This window comes from Acinetobacter gandensis (genome assembly GCF_001678755.1).
Lineage (GTDB): Bacteria > Pseudomonadota > Gammaproteobacteria > Pseudomonadales > Moraxellaceae > Acinetobacter > Acinetobacter gandensis.
In genome coordinates, this window is the sequence record NZ_LZDS01000010.1 from 1 (window position 1) to 17092 (window position 17092).

Here is a 17092-nt window from a genome sequence, read left to right on the forward strand (position 1 = left end):
TTTTGATTGATCGAAAGCTTGCGAGGAAGCTGAGATCAATTGATTTTTCCAGTCAATAATTTGGTTTTGATGAACATCAAACTCAGCACTCAATTCAGCAAGTGTTTTTTCTGCTTTAATCGCAGCAAGTGCTACCTTAGCTTTAAAATCATTTGAATGATTTCTTCTTGGTCTACGTGCCATAAAATACTCCATATATTGATGTTTATAACATCATTTGAGGAGCAGAATATCACTTATAGGAGTTGTTCAAATTTACGGATCCATCTCTCAATTGTACTTAGATGAACATCGCATTCAGTTTGATGATGTGAAAGGCTATATTATTGATGGTGTCGTTTTAAACAGTTTGTCAGAGCGTTTGGAATATTTGTCAAATCGAAAATTAACGCATTTTGACGATTTAAAGCAACTCTATTCAGCTGCAATGATTATCAATGAAAAGATTGATTTAGAAATTGCCAATCAACGCTTTGTTGCTCGATTAGGGAATACAGAAGAAAACTTATTGCAATTTAAGCAATATCTAAAATTGTTAAATGATTACTATCGACAGTTTATTCGAGACAAAAAATAAAGCCGGAAAATTTGGCTTTTAATTTTGCGATTCAATATTCTCTGCCATGTTTTAACTTATCGATTGTGTTGTAATTTCACCTGAACATCATTAGAAAATCACGCATGTAAAATGCATCGTGTTAATATGTTGCTCAGGTGATTAAAACATTAAAAGCTTATTACATCATGTTCCAGCAAGAAATTTCACAACTCAATCTTAAGCAGCTTAAAGCTGGTGAAAAGCGATGGGTCGGTAACTTACAAGGCTCATCTGCGGCATTATTATTTAAAGAAATTAGTAAGCAATCGAAGCAGCTTTTTATTATTGTTGCGCGAAATAACCAGCATCTGGGGCAGCTTGAAAGTGAGCTGGAATTTTACGGAATTAAACCCACAATTTTCCCTGATTGGGAAATTTTGCCCTATGATCGACTTTCTCCACATCAAGATATTGTCTCTGAGAGATTAGCAATATTATCGAATATGCCGCAGCAGGGAGTATTGTTACTGTCAGCTTCAACCTTAGCACAGCGTGTTGCGCCTGCATCTTGGGTGTTGGGTGAACATTTTGATATAAATGTTGGGCAAAAGTTTGACCTAGAACAACAAAAAATGCGTTTGATTCAGGCAGGTTATCACTTGGTTGATACTGTTTATGATCATGGTGAATTTGCTGTACGTGGAAGCATTATGGATATTTATGCATCGGGACAAAGTGCACCGATTCGCATAGATTTATTCGATGATGAAATTGATACTTTAAAGTTTTTTGACCCTGAAACGCAGCGTACCACACAAAATCTAGAACAATTTACAGTCTTGCCTGCCAAGGAGTTTCCGCTGAAAGAAGCACGTTCATTGTTTCGTGATCGTTATGCGGAAAGCTTTCCAAATGCAAATCCAAAGAAAAACCCAATTTACCAAGATGTACAAGAAGGTATTGCATCACCGGGTATTGAGTTTTATTTACCCTTATTTTTCTCTGAAAAAGCCATGCAAGAGCAAAGTACGCTATTTTCGTACTTACCAAAGAATGGCGTTGTCATTACAGATAAGGCTGTCGATGACAGTTTATTGCAATTTTGGGCAGATGTAGTTCGTCGTTATGAAGACCGTCGTCATAATGTCGACCAACCGATATTGCTGCCTGAACAATTATTTTTACAACCTAACCACATTTTAGAACAACTCAATAAGTTGCGTCGTATTGTGGCATCAGCAGAACCTTTTGATGAAAAAGCAGGTGTGCTCAACCTCGCTGCTGAAATTCCACCACGTTTACCAGTCGATCCAAAAAAAGAAAAACCGTTTAGCGCAGTTAAGCAATATATTGATAATGCAAATTATCCAGTATTGTTAGTTGCTGAGAGTGCTGGTCGCCGAGAAACACTTAAAGATGCATTACGTCCGAGTTTAGGTGATATTCCAACTGTTGAAAGTTTTGATGATTTCATTACTTCAATGCATGCAATTGCGATCACCAACGCACCTTTAGATCGTGGCTTGCTACTGAGTAATAAGCTCAGTGTAATCTCTGAAAATCAGTTATATGAACATCGTGTGGTACAGCGTCGTCGAAAGCGGCAACAGGAAGTCTCAGAAGAGTTTCTTGTACGCAGTCTGACTGAGCTGAATATTGGTGCACCTGTTGTTCATATCGACTATGGTGTTGGGCGTTATGCAGGTTTAATCACTTTAAGTATTGATGATCAAGATCACGAATTTCTGCAATTAGACTATGCAGATGCAGCGAAAGTTTATGTACCTGTCACGAATTTACATTTAATTAGCCGTTATAGCGGCGGCGACCCTGACCTTGCACCTTTACATAAGTTAGGTACGGATGCTTGGAGTAAAGCCAAACGTAAGGCTTTAGAACAAATACATGATGTTGCAGCGGAGCTGCTGCATATTCAGGCACGTCGTCATTCGAAGCCAGGTTATGGTTTTGAGTTAGATCAAAGTTTATATATGCAGTTTGCGAGCGGTTTTGCATATGAAGAAACCCTTGATCAAGCCAATGCAATTGAAGCCACTTTGTATGATATGCAACAAGCTAAACCGATGGATCGTTTGGTCTGTGGTGATGTCGGCTTTGGTAAAACTGAAGTTGCAATGCGTGCGGCTTTCGTTGCTGTACAAAATAACAAACAAGTAGCGGTTCTCGTGCCGACGACCTTGTTGGCACAGCAACATTATGAGTCGTTCAAAGATCGTTTTGCCGATTGGCCTGTCAGAATTGAAGTACTTTCTCGATTCGGTTCGTCTAAGAGTCATACAAAAACCATTGAAGACTTAGCCGACGGCAAAGTTGATATTGTGATTGGAACGCACAAAATTTTGCAGGAAAGTATTCAATTTAAAAACCTAGGTTTAATGATTGTCGACGAGGAACACCGCTTCGGAGTGCGTGATAAAGAACGTATAAAAGCATTACGTGCAGATGTTGATATGTTGACACTTACTGCTACTCCAATTCCACGAACTTTAAATATGGCTTTTAGTGGTATGCGTGATCTTTCGATTATTGCAACACCACCGGCACGTCGTTTAGCGGTGAAAACTTTCGTGCAAGAACATACTGGTGATGCCATTAAAGAGGCTGTATTACGCGAGTTGTTACGTGGTGGTCAAGTATATTTCTTGCATAATGAGGTCGACACAATTGAACGTGCAGCGGAAAGTTTACGTGAACTGGTGCCTGAAGCACGTGTCGCAGTTGCGCATGGTCAAATGAGGGAGCGTGAACTTGAACAAGTGATGCAGCAGTTTTATCACAAAGAATACAATGTATTGGTGTGTTCAACCATTATCGAAACTGGTATTGATGTGCCAAATGCCAATACCATTTTGATTGAACGTGCTGATAAACTTGGCTTGGCGCAATTACACCAATTACGTGGTCGTGTTGGACGTTCCCATCATCAAGCTTATGCTTATTTATTGGTGCCTTCAATTAAAGGTCTGAAAGGTGATGCTGAAAAACGTCTAGATGCAATTTCTCGCGCTTCAACTTTAGGTGCCGGTTTTATGCTCGCCACTGAAGATTTGGAAATTCGTGGCGCAGGTGAATTATTGGGTGAACAACAAAGTGGTTCTATGCAAACCATTGGTTATAGCTTGTATATGGAAATGTTGGAAAAAGCCACCAAAGCCATCCAAAAAGGAAAAACGCCTAACTTTGATTCGCCATTGTCGTTGACTGCTGAAATTAGCTTACATATGCCTGCATTGATTCCTGATGATTATTTAGGTGATGTTCATCAACGTTTATTATTTTATAAGCGTATTAGTAATACAGATACGCAAGAAAAACTCGATAATATTCGAATGGAATTGATTGATCGCTTTGGTTTACCGCCACAGTCGGTAAAACAATTGTTCTCTGTCCATCAATTACGCCTCAAAGCAGAGCAATTGGGTATTACCAAAATTGATATTAGTTCACATGGCGGTAGTATCGAATTTTCACCAGATACACCTGTACAAGCGATTTCAATTATTCAAATGATGCAGAAACATCCAACCTTCTTCAGAATGGAAGGCGGGCAACGTTTAAAAGTTATGGTAATGCTTGAAGAGTACGATAAACGTATTAAATTTATCAATGACTTACTCGATAGCCTATTGAAAGAATTATCTTAAATCATCAGCCGAATATGAAAAAAATGCAGCTTAACTTGAACAAGTTGCTGCATTGCACTGATCAGGTAGTGTTTCTTATGAAGAAACGCTTGATTTTTCTTAAAAATTTATTAAAGTCGTAATTAAGCAGAGCGTTATTTCAAATGCAGTTTATTTGTAATGAAAGGCTCTGTGCAGAATATTCACACCTCTAAGGATGTGATAGTATTAGCCATCATTCTAATTTTGCATCATTTATAAAGATATGTTTAGTTTACATCCACAACTTGCTCAAGATACGTTTTATGTAGGCGACTTTCCACTGTCAACATGTCGTTTAATGAATGATATGCAATTTCCGTGGTTAATTTTGATTCCACGTGTGCCTGGAATTACTGAACTTTATGAATTGAGTCAGGCAGACCAAGAACAATTCTTACGTGAATCTAGTTGGTTATCAAGCCAATTATCACGTGTATTCCGTGCGGACAAAATGAATGTTGCTGCTTTAGGTAACATGGTTCCACAATTGCATTTTCATCATGTAGTACGTTATCAAAATGACGTGGCTTGGCCTAAACCAGTTTGGGGTACGCCAGCAGTTCCTTACAACAATGATGTATTGGCTCATATGCGTCAAACATTAATGCTTGCGCTTCGTGGCCAAGGTGATATGCCATTTGACTGGCGTATGGACTAATCCCGATTTACGGACAATATCAGGATGGTAGAAGAATGAATGTCCGTAATGGAGCGACTAAGTGCCGTTAGACAACTTAATCAGCAAAGAACCTAAACAGTTTGAGTATTTCCATCGTATGATGGGATATATCATGCTGTCTTTGGTGGTTGTTGTCTATCATTACACCCAGCCGGATACGCAATACCAAATTTACATTCCTGTATTTTTGTTCTTTCTTTTACTGATTACGCCAAAACTTTCTCACTGGTTAATTTATCGTTATAGCAATCGGGTAAAGCGTAGTGTTTTATTCCTCATTGATATTGTGATTATTTCAGTGATGCTGTCGGCAGTTCATTTAAGTTTAGTGCTGACGTTCTTAGCTATTTTTGCACTGCTCTATACTTCAATTTACAACAAAATTAATTTTCTCTTATTGTCATTAGCAAGCTTGATTGGAATTGCAGTATTTTACATCTGTAATATCTATGTATTTGGATTCCAAGAATATTTCGAGGCAACAAGCAGTGAGTTAACAGTGCTTGGCTTTATGTGTTTGATTACCTACTTTGGTGTAGGTACCTTTTATCAGCGCAGTCAAGTTCAATATATCAGCAATAAAAAAGACCACTATTACGATCAAATGAATCGTTATATGGAGTTTGCAAACCAACTTAGTCGCTATGCGCCAATGCAGCTTTGGCAATCGATTATGAAAGGTGAGTCTGAAGCTAAAATTGAATATAAACGTAAGAAGATGACTATTTTCTTTTCAGATATTCAGGGTTTTACCGAACTTTCTGAAACGCTTATTCCAGATGATTTAGCATTCTTACTCAATGACTATCTCAGTCACATGACCGAAATTGCTAAGCAATATGAAGCCACGGTTGATAAGTTTATGGGCGATGCAATCCTCATTTTCTTTGGTGATCCACACAGTCAAGGTGTTGAGCAAGACGCGAAAATTTGTCTTGAAATGGCGATGGCCATGCGTCAACAAATGAAATTGTTGCGCGAACGTTGGATTAAAATGGGTTATCCGCCATTACATATCCGCATGGGTATTTCGACGGGTTATTGTCACGTAGGGAATTATGGGGCTGCACATCGTATGGCTTATACCATTGTCGGTCGTGATGCCAATTTGGCAGCTCGTTTACAAAGTGCTGCAGAAGTCGATGAAATCTTAATTTCTGATGATACACACCATTTAATTAAAAGTGATTACCTCTGTGCACCCAAAGCACCTATTTTCCTAAAAGGGATAAAAGGGCCAGTTCGTACATGGCAAGTTATGGAAAAATACACATCACAAAAAACCGATTACCAACGCTGGTTCGATTACGAGTATAAAGGTTTTCATTTACTGTTGAACTTGGATGAAGTTCAAAACTTTGAATATCCTGAGTTGATTCATGTATTAGAGCGAATGATTAAACGCCTTCAAACCCAGCAAAAAATGACAAATTCCGAAGGTATTGTTAAGTTAAATCTAGAAGATGAAGTGATCGAAGAAGTGAAAAAGACCGAATTTCACTAACTTATAATTAAAAGTCACATTCGGACATTTTACTTTTCATTGCGAACCATTTCTCTAGAGCAATCCATTTTTATAATGTTGGTAAGTTTTATAAAGCTTATTGTTTGTAAGTAAACGGATTGAATTGTTTTCATCAAAAAAGCCAGCGTAAACACTGGCTTCTTGGAATCACAAATTTTATTACAAGACTTTAGTTTTTAGTGGTTTTCAGAAGCATGGTTAATGGTGTACTTCGGAATTTCAACTTCTAAGTCTTCATTTTCAATTTTAACTTGGCAAGATAAGCGTGAGTCAGGTTCTAAGCCCCAAGCACGATCAAGTAGATCTGCTTCAACATCATCCATTTCATCTAAGCCATCAAAACCTTTACGTACAATCACGTGACATGTTGTACATGCTTTAGACATATCACAAGCATGTTCAATTTTAATGCCGTTTTTTAACATGCTTTCACACAGGTTGGCATTTGCTTCTACTTCAAACTCAGCGCCATTTGGGCAAATCGTTGCGTGAGGCAATACTTTAATACGTGGCATAGTCTTTACCTATAAATTAATTTGAGTTTGACCAGTCATCGAGTTTTGTGCCTTTTAATGCGGCATCAATGTGCTGATTCATACGTGCAGCGGCAAATGCATCGCTATGTATTTTAAGCTGTTCTACAGCATGTTCAATAGCTTTGATATCTGTTGTCTCTAATGCTTCATCAAGTACAGAGCGGGCAGATGCTAGAGAGGCTTGTTGCGCTTCAGTCATCAAATGCGCATCAACTTTTAGTGCTTGGTCAAGCGCTTCGAGTTCACGTTTTGCTTCTACTTTTGTTTCTTGTAGATGACGTAAATTTTTGTCTTCTTCAGCAAACTTATAGCCATCTAAAAGCAAACGTTCGGTATCTTCGCTTGATAAACCATAAGATGGTTTGATATCAATTTGTGCATGTACGCCAGAAGTCGTTTCTTTTGCTGAAACACTCAGTAAGCCATCAGCATCAACTTGGAAAGTCACTTCGATGCGTGCTTGACCAGCTGTCATTGGTGGAATGCCACGAAGCACAAAACGGCCCAAGCTACGGCAATGCTCAACCAAATCACGCTCACCTTGAACAACGTGAATCAACATCGCTGTTTGGCCATCTTGATAAGTGGTAAATTCTTGGCGACGCGCAACTGGAATGGCAGTATTACGTGAAATTAAACGTTCTACTAATCCACCCATTGTTTCTAGGCCGAGTGAGAGTGGTGTAACATCAAGTAGTAAAGAGCCATCTTTCGAGTTACCAATCAACTGATTGGCTGTAATCGATGCTCCAATTGCAACCACTTCATCTGGGTTAATTGTGCAAAGTGGTTCTTGATTAAAGACGTCAGCAACCGCTTTTTGCACCGCATAAGAACGTGTCGAACCACCGACCAAAACCACATTTTTGATGTCGTCAAGTTCAAGCTTGGCATCACGCATCACGCGTTTACAGACACTGATGGTTTTGTCTAAAGCAATTTTAATGATGGCTTCAAAGGTAGGGCGGTCTAAAGTTAAAGATTGGTCTAAAACTTTAAGCTCTACACTTTCAGCATCTGTTAGCGCTTCTTTGGCTTTGCGTGCAGAAACAATAAAATGTGCATATTCAGCATCATCTAGGGTTTCAATATTGAGTTGTTTCTTTGCCCATTTCACAATAAGACGGTCTAAGTCATCGCCACCAAGAGCAGTGTGACCACCTGTAGCTAGAACTTCAAATACACCTTGTGAAAAACGTAAAATAGAAACGTCAAAAGTACCGCCACCTAAATCATAGATCACATAGTTTTGGTCATGAGCTAGATTGGTGTCTTGGTCTAAACCGTATGCCACTGCAGCAGCAGTCGGTTCATTCAATAAACGTAAAACATTTAGGCCAGCAAGTTGCGCTGCATCACGTGTCGCTTGACGTTGAGCTTCGTCGAAATAAGCAGGAACAGTAATTACCGCGCCATTTACAGGATTTTTTAAACTGTTTTCTGCGCGGTCTTTCAGTTGTTTTAAAATTTCTGCAGACACTTCAACAGGCGTTTTACGGCCTTGACTGGTTTCAAAAGCAGGCATCTCATTCGCTTCACCTACAAGTTCGTAGGGATGTTGAAACTTAATATCTGCTTTAGAACGACCCATAAAACGTTTAACAGACACAATGGTATTTTTTGGATCAGTCGTTAAAAACGGTTTTGCATCATCACCATATTGCGATGTGTTTTCGCTGTAATGTGCAATTGACGGAAGTAACACTCGACCGTGTTCGTCGTTGAGCACTTTTGCTTTGCCTGAAAGTACCGTGGCTACTAACGAGTGTGTCGTGCCAAGATCGATACCAATTGCAATACGGTGTTCATGCGGCGCACTTGATTGACCAGGTTCTGCAATTTGCAAGAGAGCCATGTGTTACATCCTTTGAGCGTCAAATATTAAAAATAAATTAAAAATCATCATCTAAGTCAAAACTGTCATCGTCTAAGAAGCGATCTTCAGTTTTGTCGATATCAGCCATTACTTTTTGGAAGAAGCGGAGTTTACGAACGGTATCGCGCGCTTCAGCCCAGTCTTGGTCGTCATAATCAATTTTGAACTCACGTACCAAGCCATCAATCCATTGCTGAACTTCAGTTTTAAGAGAGCTTAGATCATCGGCTGATTGAGCCTCATCTAACTGCTCACGAATTTCTAAAGCATCCTGCAAAAATTCAAAATCACTAATCGATTGATCGAGATGATAATCTTGTTTTTTTAAACTTAGGAGGTACGCAGCCCGGCTATCTACATTGGATAAAGCTTTAAACGCTTGATTAATTTCACTTGATTTAATCAGCGCAAGATCTTTGTCTTCGGCTTTATCTGGGTGATATTGTTGCTGCAACTTTAAAAACTCTGATTTTAAAACTGCTAAATCAATATCGAGTGCTACGGGAAGGTTAAACAACTCAAAATGATTCATGGGAGATAAGGTCCGCAATAGATGTGCAAAAAGTGGTGCTTTAAATGCAATTAAAACAGTGAATATTACACTGTTTTAATGCCAAAAGAGGGAAGTGTAGGCTTAAACAGTGAACGATTCACCACAGCCACATTCGCCTTTTTTATTCGGGTTGTTAAATTCGAAGCCTTCGTTTAAACCGTTTTTGACGTAATCCATCTCCATACCTTCAAGATAAACTAAGCTTTTAGGGTCAATAAAAACTTTAACACCGTGCTGATCAAATACTTGGTCATGTGTGTCGATTTCATCTACGAATTCGAGTACATAAGCCAAGCCTGAACAGCCTGAAGTTTTCACGCCAACGCGAATGCCTTCACCCTTACCGCGATTTGATAGGTAATTGCTGATATGAGTTGCAGCATTTTCAGTTAAATGGATCATGAAAACTCCGTTAATCTTTCTTAAAACGCGTGAACAATTAAGCTTTTACTTTCTTGCTACGGTAATCTTCTACAGCAGCTTTAATTGCATCTTCAGCAAGTACAGAGCAGTGTACTTTTACTGGTGGAAGAGCAAGTTCAGTTGCAATATCAATATTTTTGATTGCTTGAGCTTCATCAAGCGTTTTGCCTTTTAGCCATTCTGTTACTAAAGAGCTAGAAGCAATTGCAGAACCACAGCCATAAGTTTTGAAGCGAGCTTCTTCAATTACGCCGTTGTCATCTACTTGAATTTGTAAACGCATTACATCGCCACATGCAGGTGCACCGACCATACCTGTACCAACGTTTTCTGCATTTTTATCTAAAATACCAACATTACGAGGGTTTTCGTAATGATCAATTACTTTTTCGCTATAAGCCATGATGCGTCTCCAAACCTCGGGGTCAGCCTTAAGATTTAATATGAGGGTGAAATTAAGTTAATCAATGAAATCGCCTCAATAAAAAGCGATTTCATTGGAATGAATTAGTGTTCAGCCCACTCTACAGAGTTAAGGTCGATACCTTCTTTGTACATATCCCAAAGTGGAGAAAGATCACGTAATTTTTCTACAGCAGCTTGAGTAATTTCAAGTACATGGTCAATATCTTCTTCAGTTGTGTATTTACCGAAGCTGAAACGAATTGAGCTGTGCGCTAGTTCGTCAGATAAACCAAGTGCACGTAGCACATAAGATGGTTCTAAGGTTGCAGATGTACATGCTGAACCTGAAGATACTGCTGCATCTTTTAGTGCCATCATCAACGATTCGCCTTCAACAAAGTTGAAGCTTACGTTTAAGTAGTTTGCAACGTTGTGTTCTGGGTGGCCGTTTAGAAAAACTTGTTCAAGACCTTGTAGGCCATTCCAAAGTTTGTCACGAAGTACACGTAGACGAGTTTGTTCTGCAATTAGGTTTTTACCTGCTAATTCGAATGCTTCACCCATACCCACAATTTGGTGAGTTGCAAGTGTACCAGAACGCATGCCACGTTCATGACCACCGCCATGCATTTGCGCTTTAATACGTACACGTGGTTGACGACGTACATAAAGTGCACCAATGCCTTTAGGGCCATAGATTTTATGGCCAGAGAAACTCATCAAGTCAACTTTCATAGTTGAAAGATCAATTTCTACTTTACCAGCAGCTTGAGCAGCATCTACGTGGAAATAAGTTTTGTTTGCGCGAGTTAATTCGCCAATTGCAGCAACGTCAGTAACAGTACCAATTTCGTTGTTTACCATCATGAGTGAAACAAGAATTGTGTCTGGACGAAGTGCAGCTTGAACCATTTCAGGTGTAATTAAACCTGTTTTAGCTTCTGGTTCAAGGTAAGTAATTTCGAAGCCTTCTTCTTCAAGCTCACGACATGTATCAAGAATCGCTTTATGTTCGATTTTACTTGTAATAATGTGTTTGCCTTTAGAACCGTAGAACTGAGCAATACCTTTTAGTGCAAGGTTGTCAGATTCTGTCGCACCTGAAGTCCATACGATTTCGCGTGGATCAGCTTTTACAAGATTGGCTACTTGTTCACGAGCATATTCTACTTTTTCTTCTGCCTGCCAGCCGTAAGCGTGAGAACGTGACGCTGCGTTACCAAAAGTACCGTCAAACGTTAAACATTCCATCATACGTTCTGCGACTTGAGGGTCTACAGGAGTAGTTGCTGCATAGTCAAGATAAATAGGACGCTTCATGTCAAATACCTGTAACCGATAAAAGGGCTGAATCAAAATTTGTTGAGTTTTGGCGAAGTGATACGGTTTGAACGTTGTCACGTGCTACTAGGTCAGCAAGGGTGATTTTTGCAAGATAATCGGCAATGTGGTGGGAGAGTTCCTGCCATAAATCATGAGTTAAACACATCGCACCATTTTGGCAGTTGCCTTTATGGTCACAACGCGTTGCGTCAACTGTTTCATTTACAGCTTCAATAATTTCCAAAACAGTGATGTCTTCAGCACTACGAGCAAGGTGATAACCACCATTTGCTCCACGGATACTGGACACTAAGCCGTGACGCTTCAATTTAGCAAATAACTGCTCTAAATAAGCTACTGAAATGGTTTGACGAGCTGCAATTTCGGCAAGAGTAATCGTCTGTTCAGTAGGCTGCAAAGCGAGATCAAGTAGGGCAGTCACTGCGTAGCGACCGCGAGTTGTTAAGCGCATGATTCGATACACATGTTAAGTCTAGATGTGCAGATTTTATGAATCCTGACTAAAATAGTCAAGTTTTTTTGATGTTGTTTAAATGTTTTATTTTATGTGAAAAATTATGTATTTAATTGAACCACACATTATACACTAATAACGTTATTAAAAGAACAGATATTAGACTAAATACGATATTAATTCGCTTTTGACGACGTTCAATACGTTTAATACGGTTTTTATATTGCTTCACTTCAACCTGTAATGTATTGATTTTTGAACGTTGTTGCTCAATTTTTTCTAAAAGCGGGGCAATACGTTTCTTCGATGCAACAACATTGTTTTCATCGACAGGTTCAGATAACCAATGTTTCCAATCAGCTAAAATTTTTGGAACACTAAATAATGAAACTAAATCACGGAATTCGTCTTTGAGGACGATGTCACCATCAATACGCATGCTTTTGATACTTTTGCGATTACCAAAAACAAAAATTTTAACCAAGTCCATCAATGTAGTACGCACGTCTAGGTCAATGGCTTTGCTTGGTGATTTAGTATCAAATAAGATGCCATGCTCAGTAAACTGAACATAAAAGTCAAAATAAGGAATGTAGCTATTTATTTTTAAAGCAATCTTTTGATCGACAAATTTCTTCGCTTGTAATGCGACAACACGATCATGTTTGAGAATAAAGGTAAAAATAGTCTCTAGAACAATCAATGTCATCGTCAGCAACAAATGAGGTTGAGCTTGACCTTGTTGCGTATCGCTCATAAAAAATCGGTCCTTTAAAAAACATCAATGCATTGTGTAATGAGCTTCCTGCCCATCTTCGAACTAAGAATATACCAAAAACTTTGCAATTCACCAGCTTTGTAGAACAGTTTAACGAATCTATCAAGTATTATGTTTGCTATTCTATTGAGAATTTGTAGGATTACATGTCAGTACGCACATAAAACAATCAGGAGAAGTGCAGCTTATGGAAAATACCGAAAGCGTGAACGATGATGTGCAAGAACAGGTAGAAAAACCACCAAAGTCAAGAAATCGAGGATTTTCAGACCGAAAATCTAAGATGGATTTTCGTAAATATACCAAGCAAATTTGGTTGGCAGGTTTAGGTGCTTTTTCACGTGCTGAAGGTGAGGGAAATAAACTTTTTGACTCATTGGTCAAGGTTGGAGAAGAGCTTGAATCAAAAACCATTGATATTGCAGACCAAACTGTAGAAAAAGTCTCTGAAAAAGCCAAAGAGTCGGTTACAGATACAAAAGATAAAGTTGAAAAAATCTTAGATAATGGTGTTAATCATTCCTTAAACCGTTTAGGATTGGTCACTGTAAAGGATTTACAGCACTTAGAAAGGCTTATACTTCAATTACATACGAAGATTGACCAATTAGCCGAAGAAAATGCCCAATTGCGGACAGAAATACGAAAAAAACAGTAATGTTTTAACTATTATTTAATTTTCAAGGTTTTTTCGTCATTTTTTTTGCATAAAAAGAGGTTCAGGAGTATTGCGTTTGACCCTAAAGCATTGCTATAAAGGCGCTATGGCGTTTTAAACACATTCTTGGACCTTAAATAAACGATATTAAGAGGACGTAATTTTCATGAATAAATCAGAATTAATTGATGCAATTGCAGACAATGGGGGATTATCTAAGGCTGACGCTGGTAAAGCTTTAGATGCAACGATTGCTGCTGTTACCAACGCGCTTAAAGCTGGTGATACAGTAACTTTAGTTGGTTTTGGTACTTTCAGCGTTAAAGAACGCGCTGCACGTACTGGTCGTAACCCACAAACTGGTGCGACTTTAGAAATCAAAGCAAGCAAAGTACCTAGCTTCAAAGCTGGTAAAGGCTTGAAAGATTCTGTAGCTTAATTCTGTTAAGCACATGAAACGCGCCATTTTTGGCGCGTTTTTTATTGGTAAATGTGATTAATCAATATATCGCATTCATTCATCACGGGTTTTCGGTTAAAATTCACCGCAAATAAAATATTGGAATACTTATGGAATCGTTTCGTAAAGTCATTAAGGGTTGGTTGGGCAAGGTCTTGCTCGTTTTGTTTTTGACCCCTTTAGCACTTGTAGGTATTGAAGGATATTTTAGTGGTGGATCAAAAGATACAGCAAAGACTGTAAACGGTACTGAAATTTCTCAAAAAGAACTCGAAGCACTCACGAACTCTTTAAAAGAACAATATCTTGCTTATGCTCAAGGTGATGAGACCTTATTAAACCAAAATTTCATTAGCAATAAAGCAATGGACACTTTGGTATCACGCCAATTGTTATTACAACAAGCTGACAAGTTAGGCATTAGTTTGAGTGATGCACAAATTGTGCAAATGATTCATCAGCAGCCGAGTTTCCAAGTCAATGGTCAGTTTTCTGATGAGCAGTTTGCGAAATACCTTGAATCAATTGGTATGACGAATCGCGCATTCATTGATAATTTACGTAAAGACCATGCATTGAAAATGTTATCTACAACATTTATGAATTATGCATTAGTAAGTAAGTTAGATATTCTGCAAATTGCTAATTTGCAAACTGAACAGCGTACTATTCAGTTGGCGAGTATCAATCTTGAAGATTATAAGAAAAATGTGAAAGTGAGTGATGCAGAACTTGCAGCTTACTATGAAAAGCATAAAAACTTGTTTAAACAAGTAACGAGCGTGGATGCAGACTTTGTTGTGTTAACACCAGCAAATGTCGCTGCGCCGGCTACACCAGCGACTGATGCTGAATTGCAAGAGGCTTATAACCAATATGTAGAAACAGCACAGCAAGCGATGAAGCCTGTTGTGAAGCATATTATGATTACTGCAGATACGCGTTCTGATGCAGAAGCTAAGAAATTAGTAGATAGTATTGCTGCGAAAATTAAAGCAGGTATGAGTTTTGATCAAGCTGCAGCTCAGTTTTCTGAAGATCCTGCATCTAAAGCTAAAGGCGGTGAGCTTGCAACGTATGAAAAAGGTGTATTTGGTGATGCCTTTGATGCTGCTGTAGTAAGTTCAAAATCTGGACAAGTCTCTGCACCAGTGAAAACTGATGCGGGATATCATTTAATTGAAACGGTAACGCCAAAAGCAAATGTTGGTAGTTTGGAGCAAGAAAAAGCGCGTCTACAAGCTGAAGTTGCGCAAGCGAAAACTGCTAATGTCTTTTCAGATACTGTAAATAGTCTGAATGATATGGTTGTAAGCAGCGATGCTCTTGATGTGGTAGGTCAGGAAGTTAAAGGTGTACAAGTTCAATCAATCAATGGCTTGACGCTATCTTCACAACATCCTGTATTAAGCGATGCTAACGTTAAAGTTAAATTGTTTAATGATGATGTGAAAAATGGTGATCGTAACGTATCTTCAAGCATTCAGTTAAAAAATGGCGATGTGGTTTGGGTTAAAGTACGTAATTATCATCCAGCAGGCGTTCAAACTTTAGCTGAAGCGAAAGCGAAGGTAAAAGCGAAATTGATTGAGCAAAAAGCTTCAGATGCGGCTAAAGCTCAAATTCAAACAGCATTAAAAGAGTTTGCTGCTAAACCGGCTGCGTCAGTTGCTAAAGGTAATTTAAACTTTGAAAATGCAGGCACATTCACGCGTGCTGATGGTTTATTAAAACGTGAAATTCAGCGTGCTGCATTTAGTGTAAAAGCACCTAAAGAAGGTTTCTGGTCAGTGACAACAACAAATTTACCAAATGAATTGGTGGTTGTTGCTGTAACAAACGTGAAAAAACAAGCTGATGATGCTTTAACTGGTGAGCAGTTAGGTGAACTTGCGAAACTTTATCAACAGTTACGTGGTCAGCAAGAATTTGATGATTACACACGTTATTTAAAAGATCATGCAAAAATCAAATAATTGATTTTGGATTAAAGACCAGCCTTCGGGCTGGTTTTTTTTGGCTAAATTGCTCAATTAAGAAATTTATTTTAGCGAGTGTGCAAATGCCAAGATGGATTAAATCAGTTAGATTAAAAGTTAAAACTGAAAATTACGTATAAAAATAATGTAATAGCAATAAAGGATAAATGTGATGGATCACTTAACCGGTTTGAATCTTAAAAATTTTATCGATTACAGAAAAGCTTTAATTTCCTATTCTTCCTTTAAAGTAATGATAGGATTACTGCTTACGATGTTTAGCATGTGCACTTTTTCTGCCGAAATAAATTTTCAAAATGTATTGCAACAAGAAAGAGCATGGGCTGGATTAACGAGTAAGAAAGTAAAAAATAACGATATTGAGTGGGCGTATAGCGAGGGTGGAGATTCGCGGAAGCCAACACTACTACTGTTACATGGTTTGTCAGGTACACGTGATAACTGGAACCGTGTAGCCCGTTACTTAACACCGAATTATCATGTTGTTATTCCTGATTTGCCCGAGCATGGGGAAACGATTGTTACAGATCAGTTTGACCTATCTATACCGAACCAAACAGAAAAGTTAAGACGGTTTATTGATGCTGCTCAGCTGAATCCAAACTTGCATGTGGCCGGTCACTCAATGGGTGGTGCAGTTGCTATGCTCTATACAGCACAGTATCCATTAGAGGTGAGATCATTGATGCTTGTCGATACAGCGGGTGTATTTAAAACTGCAAATACGATTTACTTAAAGGATACAACGAAGCTTAATGATTTAGTTGTGCGTAAAACAGGTGATTTTGATCGACTAATGAGCCTAGCAATGCAAAGTCCACCTTTTATTCCGCAGGAAATTAAAACTGGACAGGAAAAGCTCATGATCAACCAATCGAAAAATACAACAAAAATGGTTGATCAATTGGTTGCGATGTCTAAATATTATACTCCAGACGCATTCGCTTTATTGGTTAGAGGCATTGATGTAGCTGTGTTTATCGTGTGGGGAAAGCAAGATAAAATTATTAATGTGGATGTGGCTAATGAGTTAAAAGCGCTATTTAAAAATGCTGAACAACCTTTGATATTGAATGGTGTTGGACATCTGCCGATACTTGAAGCAGAGCAGTTGGTGGTACAGCCTTATTTGATGTTTTTATCAAAAGTGAAATAACCGTCTATTGAGCAGTACAAT

The 17092-nt window shown here is 38.5% G+C and carries 16 protein-coding genes and 1 pseudogene; 8 read left to right on the plus strand and 9 right to left on the minus strand.

Features of this window, described 5'->3' with window-relative positions:
- Positions 1-183, minus strand: a pseudogene (locus A9J31_RS04600) (IS3 family transposase); the annotation flags it as partial.
- Positions 184-229: 46 nt separating this feature from the next.
- Between A9J31_RS04600 and A9J31_RS04605 the strand changes: the two are divergent.
- The 4 genes from A9J31_RS04605 to A9J31_RS04620 all read left to right on the plus strand — a co-directional run bounded on the left by A9J31_RS04605 (position 230) and on the right by A9J31_RS04620 (position 6407).
- Complete coding sequence (locus A9J31_RS04605; protein ID WP_067762832.1) at positions 230-577, plus strand: hypothetical protein; 348 nt, start codon at positions 230-232, stop codon at positions 575-577.
- A gap of 167 nt (positions 578-744) precedes the next feature.
- Positions 745-4203, plus strand: a complete 3459-nt coding sequence (mfd, locus tag A9J31_RS04610; RefSeq protein WP_067762787.1) for a transcription-repair coupling factor — start codon at positions 745-747, stop codon at positions 4201-4203.
- A 244-nt stretch (positions 4204-4447) separates the two neighbouring features.
- The gene (locus A9J31_RS04615; protein WP_067762788.1) at positions 4448-4882 is read left to right on the plus strand and encodes an HIT domain-containing protein; all 435 of its coding nucleotides are present in this window, start codon (positions 4448-4450) and stop codon (positions 4880-4882) included.
- A 61-nt stretch (positions 4883-4943) separates the two neighbouring features.
- Positions 4944-6407, plus strand: coding sequence for an adenylate/guanylate cyclase domain-containing protein (locus A9J31_RS04620; protein ID WP_067762789.1), 1464 nt, complete (start codon positions 4944-4946; stop codon positions 6405-6407).
- Between the two features lie 197 nt (positions 6408-6604).
- Here A9J31_RS04620 and fdx read toward each other — a convergent pair whose 3' ends face one another.
- The 8 genes from fdx to A9J31_RS04660 form a co-directional block, all read right to left on the minus strand.
- Positions 6605-6943 (minus strand): ISC system 2Fe-2S type ferredoxin, encoded by a 339-nt coding sequence (fdx, locus tag A9J31_RS04625; protein ID WP_067762790.1) that lies wholly within the window; start codon positions 6941-6943, stop codon positions 6605-6607.
- Positions 6944-6959: 16 nt separating this feature from the next.
- Positions 6960-8819: a Fe-S protein assembly chaperone HscA gene (hscA, locus tag A9J31_RS04630; RefSeq protein ID WP_067762791.1), complete on the minus strand. Its 1860-nt coding sequence runs from the start codon at positions 8817-8819 to the stop codon at positions 6960-6962.
- A 37-nt stretch (positions 8820-8856) separates the two neighbouring features.
- Complete coding sequence (gene hscB, locus A9J31_RS04635; protein WP_067762792.1) at positions 8857-9372, minus strand: Fe-S protein assembly co-chaperone HscB; 516 nt, start codon at positions 9370-9372, stop codon at positions 8857-8859.
- A gap of 102 nt (positions 9373-9474) precedes the next feature.
- Positions 9475-9795 (minus strand): iron-sulfur cluster assembly protein IscA, encoded by a 321-nt coding sequence (gene iscA / locus A9J31_RS04640; protein ID WP_067762793.1) that lies wholly within the window; start codon positions 9793-9795, stop codon positions 9475-9477.
- A 37-nt stretch (positions 9796-9832) separates the two neighbouring features.
- Positions 9833-10219, minus strand: a complete 387-nt coding sequence (gene iscU / locus A9J31_RS04645) for a Fe-S cluster assembly scaffold IscU (protein ID WP_067762794.1) — start codon at positions 10217-10219, stop codon at positions 9833-9835.
- A 104-nt stretch (positions 10220-10323) separates the two neighbouring features.
- Positions 10324-11541 carry an IscS subfamily cysteine desulfurase gene (locus tag A9J31_RS04650; RefSeq protein ID WP_067762795.1) on the minus strand — a complete coding sequence of 406 codons (1218 nt, stop codon included), beginning with the start codon at positions 11539-11541 and terminating at the stop codon, positions 10324-10326.
- 1 nt (position 11542) lies between these two features.
- On the minus strand, positions 11543-12016 hold the full coding sequence (locus tag A9J31_RS04655; RefSeq protein ID WP_067762796.1) for an Rrf2 family transcriptional regulator: 474 nt from the start codon (positions 12014-12016) through the stop codon (positions 11543-11545).
- Positions 12017-12128: 112 nt separating this feature from the next.
- Entirely contained in the window at positions 12129-12776 is a 648-nt protein-coding gene (locus A9J31_RS04660) for a hypothetical protein (RefSeq protein ID WP_067762797.1), read from the minus strand.
- 208 nt (positions 12777-12984) lie between these two features.
- Here A9J31_RS04660 and A9J31_RS04665 point away from each other — a divergent pair, with 208 nt between their 5' ends.
- The 4 genes from A9J31_RS04665 to A9J31_RS04680 all read left to right on the plus strand — a co-directional run bounded on the left by A9J31_RS04665 (position 12985) and on the right by A9J31_RS04680 (position 17071).
- On the plus strand, positions 12985-13455 hold the full coding sequence (locus A9J31_RS04665; protein ID WP_067762798.1) for a phasin family protein: 471 nt from the start codon (positions 12985-12987) through the stop codon (positions 13453-13455).
- Between the two features lie 166 nt (positions 13456-13621).
- Positions 13622-13894: an HU family DNA-binding protein gene (locus tag A9J31_RS04670; protein ID WP_067762799.1), complete on the plus strand. Its 273-nt coding sequence runs from the start codon at positions 13622-13624 to the stop codon at positions 13892-13894.
- A gap of 131 nt (positions 13895-14025) precedes the next feature.
- Positions 14026-15891 (plus strand): SurA N-terminal domain-containing protein, encoded by a 1866-nt coding sequence (locus tag A9J31_RS04675; protein ID WP_067762800.1) that lies wholly within the window; start codon positions 14026-14028, stop codon positions 15889-15891.
- Between the two features lie 277 nt (positions 15892-16168).
- Positions 16169-17071: an alpha/beta fold hydrolase gene (locus tag A9J31_RS04680; protein ID WP_245668206.1), complete on the plus strand. Its 903-nt coding sequence runs from the start codon at positions 16169-16171 to the stop codon at positions 17069-17071.
- Positions 17072-17092: the final 21 nt, after the last annotated feature.

Coding starts and splice junctions, on each gene's coding strand:
- A9J31_RS04615 (WP_067762788.1), top strand. CDS start 4,448: ATGTTTAGTTTACATCCACAACTTGCTCAAGATACGTTTTATGTAGGC.
- hscA (WP_067762791.1), bottom strand. CDS start 8,819: ATGGCTCTCTTGCAAATTGCAGAACCTGGTCAATCAAGTGCGCCGCAT.
- A9J31_RS04655 (WP_067762796.1), bottom strand. CDS start 12,016: ATGCGCTTAACAACTCGCGGTCGCTACGCAGTGACTGCCCTACTTGAT.
- iscA (WP_067762793.1), bottom strand. CDS start 9,795: ATGATCCATTTAACTGAAAATGCTGCAACTCATATCAGCAATTACCTA.
- A9J31_RS04665 (WP_067762798.1), top strand. CDS start 12,985: ATGGAAAATACCGAAAGCGTGAACGATGATGTGCAAGAACAGGTAGAA.
- A9J31_RS04680 (WP_245668206.1), top strand. CDS start 16,169: ATGTTTAGCATGTGCACTTTTTCTGCCGAAATAAATTTTCAAAATGTA.
- mfd (WP_067762787.1), top strand. CDS start 745: ATGTTCCAGCAAGAAATTTCACAACTCAATCTTAAGCAGCTTAAAGCT.
- iscU (WP_067762794.1), bottom strand. CDS start 10,219: ATGGCTTATAGCGAAAAAGTAATTGATCATTACGAAAACCCTCGTAAT.
- hscB (WP_067762792.1), bottom strand. CDS start 9,372: ATGAATCATTTTGAGTTGTTTAACCTTCCCGTAGCACTCGATATTGAT.
- A9J31_RS04670 (WP_067762799.1), top strand. CDS start 13,622: ATGAATAAATCAGAATTAATTGATGCAATTGCAGACAATGGGGGATTA.
- fdx (WP_067762790.1), bottom strand. CDS start 6,943: ATGCCACGTATTAAAGTATTGCCTCACGCAACGATTTGCCCAAATGGC.
- A9J31_RS04675 (WP_067762800.1), top strand. CDS start 14,026: ATGGAATCGTTTCGTAAAGTCATTAAGGGTTGGTTGGGCAAGGTCTTG.
- A9J31_RS04660 (WP_067762797.1), bottom strand. CDS start 12,776: ATGAGCGATACGCAACAAGGTCAAGCTCAACCTCATTTGTTGCTGACG.
- A9J31_RS04650 (WP_067762795.1), bottom strand. CDS start 11,541: ATGAAGCGTCCTATTTATCTTGACTATGCAGCAACTACTCCTGTAGAC.